General features: G+C 69.4%; 4 protein-coding genes. All 4 read left to right on the top strand.

Annotated elements, in window-relative coordinates:
• A partial coding sequence (locus VFF46_RS33750) for a tetratricopeptide repeat protein (protein ID WP_325041302.1) occupies positions 1-316 on the top strand: 316 nt, incomplete at its 5' end.
• Positions 317-396: 80 nt separating this feature from the next.
• Positions 397-2,715: a fibronectin type III domain-containing protein gene (locus VFF46_RS33745; protein ID WP_325041301.1), complete on the top strand. Its 2,319-nt coding sequence runs from the start codon at positions 397-399 to the stop codon at positions 2,713-2,715.
• A 5-nt stretch (positions 2,716-2,720) separates the two neighbouring features.
• Positions 2,721-3,713 carry a MoxR family ATPase gene (locus VFF46_RS33740; RefSeq protein ID WP_325041303.1) on the top strand — a complete coding sequence of 331 codons (993 nt, stop codon included), beginning with the start codon at positions 2,721-2,723 and terminating at the stop codon, positions 3,711-3,713.
• Positions 3,710-4,393: DUF58 domain-containing protein (locus tag VFF46_RS33735; RefSeq protein WP_325041300.1), on the top strand; the 684-nt coding region annotated here is incomplete at its 3' end. The genes VFF46_RS33740 and VFF46_RS33735, both read left to right, overlap by 4 nt.

The raw sequence follows: 4,393 nt of genomic DNA, 5'->3' as shown, positions 1-4,393 counted from the left end.
CTGGTACGGCGAACTCATCACCCGCAACATCCTCGGGAGCGCGCTGACCCGGACAGGGCGCCTGCCCCAGGCGCGCGCCGAGTTCACAGCTGCTCTCGGGATCGCCTCGGTGCACGACGACCGGGACGCCGAGGGGACCGTACTGGTGAACCTGGCGATGGCTGAGGCGAGTGGTGGTGCTCGCCAGCAGGCCGCTGAGTACTTCCGTCGCGCCTTGCGGCTGCTGCCGGAGGGGCCGATCGCGGTGGAGGCCCGCCAGGCCCTGGTCGAGCTGGGCGAACCTGAGGACCCCGCACGCGCCACTGTCGCCTCGTAAAAGACAGCTTCCGGACGTGTCGTGGCCGGATGTATCGCCGCTGTACCGCAGCTGGACAAGGGAAGGGCACGTTTAGCCTCATGACTCGCCTCGCCAGCGCGATCCGCCGCCCCGTCGCGTGGTGGACGATCGCGGCCTTGGTCCTCGGGACGTTCATCGGGTACTCGGCGCTCGGCCGTGGCGCCCCGGCGGTCGCGTTCCAGCAGGCCGGGCACTGGGTCTACAACGCCACCCTGGGCGCGGTCTTCAGGGTCGACGGCGGCGGCAAGAACGTCGACGCCGAGGTCCGCGGCGTCCAGGCCGAGGCCGGCAGCCAGGTCGTCCAGGGCGCCACCAACGGGTACGTCGTACGCTCCGACGGCGTGATCGTATTCGGCAAGTCGAACCTGACCGTGAAGAACTCGGTCCGGATCGGCATCCCGGAGGAACCGATCGGTATCGAGGCGCAGAGCGGCCCGTACCTCGTGTACCGGCAGCACGGCCAGATCGTCCGGCTCGGTGACCAGCTGCAGACGATCACTGTGGGCAGTGTGGTGTCCAGTGCGATCGCTAGCGCCGACGGTGCGCTCTGGGTGCGCGACGCGGACCACTTCTGCAAGCTGGCGCCTGCTGCGACCACACTGGCCTGTCAGCTTCCTGCGCAGGGCAGTGACGCCGGGGCGTTGCTGAGCGTTGCCGGCAAGCCTGCGTTCGCCAACCTGAGCAAGCGCACCCTGACTCCGCTCAGCGGCGACAAGGCAGGCCATGCGGTCCCGCTGGACGTTACTGGTGCTCTGCCGACAACCTCTGTCGTAGCGCAGTCGGACGTCAACGGCCGCATCCCGATCCTTGCCGGTCAGCGGCTGCTGCTGGTTGACGCCGCCGGCGCCAAGGCGGCTGAGAGCATCAACCTGCCGCCAGGACGGTACGACGCTGTCGCCGCGGCCGGTGCTTCTGTCGCAGTAGTGGATGCCGACAAGCACGTCGTACGGACGTTCGCGCCGGACGGCAAGCCGCTGCACACGCATGAGCTCGGCAAGCAGAAGGGCAAGCCGCGGGTCACGGCCGGGCAGGACGGCCGCCTGTACATCGACGACCAGACCGGCCAGGTGGTGACCGTGGTCGACGGTGACGGCTCGGTCAGCGACGTGGACGTGAACGGCGGCGACAAGCCGGTGTCGCCCACCGCGAGCCAAACGCCGACCCCGACGTCGACGCCGACCACTCCGACCCCGAGCAGTACGCCGACGTCGACCCCGTCCACTCCGACGACGCCGACGCATCGGCCCATCCTGCCGCCGGTCCAGGTGACGATCGGCCGGCCGCACCCGACCGAGACCCTGCTGCCGCCGCACCCGACCGAGCACAAGCCGACGAAGACCCAGACCACCAAGCCGACGCCCCCGCCGACCACAAGGCCGACGCCTCCGCCGACCACGAAGCCGACCGTCAAGCCGACGAAGAAGCCGACCGTGCCGCCGGCGTCCGCACCTGGTGCTCCCGGCTCGGTGACAGCCAAGCCTGGCAGTGGCAAGGCGACTGTTACCTGGACGGCCGCGCGTGCGAACGGTGCGGCGATCTCCGCCTACAAGGTGAGCTTCCGGGTCGCACCAGGCACCTACGTGGTCGGCCTGCCCGCGTCAGGCTCGGCTACGGTCTCCGGCAGCGCCCGGAGCCACAGCGTCAGCCAGCTGCTGACCGGTGGTGGCTACATCTTCACCGTGCAGGCGATCAACCGTGTGGGTTCCGGGCCGGCCGTGGACTCCAAGGTCATCTCGATCAACGGCAAGGCCGATCCGCCAGGACCGCCTACCAAGGTCGGCGCGGCTGCCAACCCGGACGGCTCGGTGACTGTCTCCTGGACGTCACCCAGCGCCTCGGACTACACGATGACGGGCTACACCGTGATCGGCTCCGACGGTACGAAGACCCAGGTGCCGACGTACCTGACCTCTACGACGCTCAACCCTGCCAAGGGCAAGGCAGTGAGCTACCAGGTGACAGCGACGAACAGCGCGGGTACCTCGGTTCGCTCCGCCGCCAGCCGCACCATCTACCCGTACGGTCCGGCCGCTGCGCCCAAGGTGACCGCCACGCCCGGCAAGGGGTCATTGACGGTCAAGTGGACCGCACCGAACCTCAACGGCGGTCAGCTGGTGCACTACGTCGTCTCAGCGACCGGCCAGGCGGACAGGACCGTCACAACGACCAGCACGCGCTACACCGGTCTGACCGCGCTCCAGTTGACCGTCTCGGTTACAGCGATCACCCGTGAGCGCAACAACAGCAGCAGTGCAACAGCGACCGGTACGGCGGGCTCCACCACGGCGACTCCGGCGGCGGGTGCTCCCGCGTTGCCTCCGGTGAGCCCGCCGGCTGGTGTCGTACGACGGACCGCGCGCCGACGGAAGGACAGGTAGTGGGGATGCAGGACGGCAGCATGGAGCCGCAGCAGGCGTACGAGCTGATCGCGGCCAACGTGCAGCGGGTGATCCGCGGCAAGCCACAGGTCGTCCGGCTGGCGGTCGCGACCCTGTTCGCGGGCGGGCACCTGCTGATCGAGGACCTGCCCGGGCTGGGCAAGACGAGCCTGGCCAGAAGCCTCGCACGAAGCATCGGCGGTCGCTGGAGCCGTATCCAGTTCACGCCGGACCTGCTGCCCGGCGACATCACCGGCGTGGTCGTGTACGACCAGGGCCAGGGCCGGTTCGTGTTCCACCCGGGTGGCGTGTTCGCGAACATCGTGCTCGCCGACGAGGTGAACCGCGGTACCCCGAAGACCCAGTCCGCGCTGCTCGAGGTGATGGCCGAGCGGCAGGTCACCGTGGACGCGGAGACCCATCGCGTGCCCGACCCGTTCATGGTCCTGGCCACGCAGAACCCGATCGAGATGGAGGGCACGTACCGGCTGCCCGAGGCGCAGCTCGACCGGTTCCTGCTCCGGATCGAGATCGGTTACCCCGATCACGACGCCGAGGTCGAGGTGGTCGCTCTGGACGGTGCCGGGCCGACGCCTGACGACCTGGAGCCGGTGATCGACCCGGAGACCCTGCGTGGCGTCGTGGCCGCGGTCAAGTCGGTGTACGTCGACGAGGCCGTGATGGCGTACGCCGTCCGGTTGGCCGCGGCCACCCGCCTGCACAGCGCGGTCCGGTACGGCGCCAGCCCGCGTGGCAGCATCGCACTCGTCCGAGCGGCCCGGGCGATCGCGGCCACGGACGGGCGGTCGTTCGTGACGCCGGACGACGTCAAGAACATCGCCCACCCGGTCCTGGCGCACCGCTTGGTACTGACCGCGGAGGCGTCGCTGGCTCGGCGTACCGCGGAGAGCGTGGTGGACGACGTACTCGAAGACACTCCGGCGCCTGGTAACCCGGTACGACGTGATCTCAAGCGGGCTCTTGGCGTCGTGTCATGACGACGCGGCTCACGCTGCGCGCTTGGGGAGTGCTGGCCGGCTCGATCGCTCTGCTGGTGGCGGGGCAGCTGCTCGGCTACCCGATGCTGCAGGTGCTGGCCGGAGCAGGACTCGCTGCGGTGCTCGTGAGCGTGCTGACTGTCGTACGGCGTCCTAAAGTCACCGTGGAGCGAGTGCTGTACCCGGACCGTGTCGAGTGCGGTCAGCCTGCTCTGGCGCGGCTCGTAGTGCGCAACGAGACCACGCGGCGGCAGCCGCCGTTCGTAGCGGCTGACACGGCCGGTTCGCACCAGTCCGAGGTAGCCGTCGCGGCCCTGGCGCCGAACGGTGCTGCCACGTATCACTACGAGCTGCCGACCTCGCGTAGAGGCCCTTTACCGGTAGGGCCGTTGCTGCTGCGCCGGTCGGACCCCTTCGGGCTCGTATCGTGCCGGGTGTCGATCGGCAGCGCTGCAACACTTCTGGTGCACCCGAAGCGGTACGCCGCTCGTACGGCGGCCGGCATCCGGCAACGGCACCACTTCGAAGGGCCGGTGTCGGCTGGTCCGTTGCGTGGTTCGATCGACCTGCGACGGCTGCGCGAGTACGTGCCGGGTGATGAGGTCAGACACGTGCACTGGAAGGCGTCTGCGCGCGCGGGACGGCTGATGGTGCGTGAGTACGTCGACCCGGACCAGCCA

The organism is Kribbella sp. (assembly GCF_035655035.1).
Lineage (GTDB): Bacteria > Actinomycetota > Actinomycetes > Propionibacteriales > Kribbellaceae > Kribbella.
The sequence above is the reverse complement of the archived record's forward strand: the minus strand, read 5'-3'. Positions and strand labels throughout refer to the sequence as shown.

What these genes read in the sequence shown, in the direction of transcription:
- VFF46_RS33745 (WP_325041301.1), top strand. Translation starts at nt 397, where the DNA reads ATGACTCGCCTCGCCAGCGCGATCCGCCGCCCCGTCGCGTGGTGGACG.
- VFF46_RS33740 (WP_325041303.1), top strand. Translation starts at nt 2,721, where the DNA reads ATGCAGGACGGCAGCATGGAGCCGCAGCAGGCGTACGAGCTGATCGCG.